Annotated in this window: 2 protein-coding genes; both read left to right on the forward strand. The window is 58.7% G+C overall.

What is annotated here, in order from left to right; all coding sequences use genetic code 11:
• A partial coding sequence (locus VF709_RS24850; protein WP_440232473.1) for a hypothetical protein occupies positions 1–789 on the forward strand: 789 nt, incomplete at its 5' end.
• A gap of 90 nt (positions 790–879) precedes the next feature.
• The coding region (locus VF709_RS24855; RefSeq protein ID WP_440232474.1) for a hypothetical protein at positions 880–1,120 on the forward strand (241 nt) is incomplete at its 3' end.

Genomic DNA, 1,120 nt, shown 5'->3' on the forward strand with positions numbered 1-1,120 from the left:
CGCCCGGAAACCGGCTGGTATGTGTTCTCAAGTGGCCTGAAAGGTATCGGAGTCGGTATTCAGACCAGTCTTAAGGATAAGGCGCGGCGCAGAAGTACCGGTAACGGAAATCACCTGGAAAATCCGGGTGACATGACGGTGGGGCTGCTCAGGCTTGAGCAGAACACCGGCGCAGGTCTGGTCGCACTGCCGCCGGCGCAGTTTAAGCGCATCACGACGTTTTATGATGCGGCAGGGCGTGAGGTTTACGCTCAGGAAGATACCGTGCAGGTCTCGGCAGACCTGACGGTGCCGACCTGCACCAGCACATCGGAAAGCCTGAGTTTCCCGATGCCGGACATCTCGCAGGTGTGGCTGAAGCGCAATGTGCAGGCGGGACATTACACGGACACGCTGATGTCACCGCCACAACTGGTGGTGGCCAACTGCTCGGAGAACACCCAGACCCTGCGTATTCGCTTTATTCCGCAGGGCAGTGTAACGGACTCCACGGACGGGCACGACACCATTCTGGTCGGCCGGGATGATGTGTCGGGTCAGGATACAGGGACGGGCTACCTGATGAAGTACGACGCGCAGGCCTTTGGTCAGCGCAGGGTGGGGGTCGTGCAGTGGAATCGGCAGTCGCCGTTAGTGCTGACAAACCCTCATCCGTCAGCGACAGGAGATGAACTGACCCAGGGGATAACCGTCTCGCTGCAGGCGTACTATGCCCGGGCACAGAATAATCTGGACGTGACGGCCGGCAACATCACGGCCAAGGGCATATATCAGGTGTCCTATGACTGATGACAGACCGGGGCTGATACCCAAAAACAGGTCAGACAGTCACAACGGTATAACGGGTTCAGAGGGCGAGGGTGAGGGGTCAGTATGCTGATGAAACAGATAATGCGGTTTACCGGCACGCTGCGTGAAGTGCTCGCAGGCGGGCTTCCGGGGTTACTGCTCTGTGTGCTGGTCATGGTCATTGCCCGCACTCAGGATGCACCGGCGGCAGAAACCTGGCTGCCGGCACGGGATATCACCATTACCGGCCGGGTGGTTGCCCCTTCGTGTCAGGCTAAACTGGATACGGATACGCTGACCTTCGGCTCAAAAAAAACAGATGGCAGCCTGT

Source organism: Enterobacter sp. Lyrl_3, assembly GCF_051948675.1.
GTDB classification, from domain to species: domain Bacteria; phylum Pseudomonadota; class Gammaproteobacteria; order Enterobacterales; family Enterobacteriaceae; genus Enterobacter; species Enterobacter cloacae.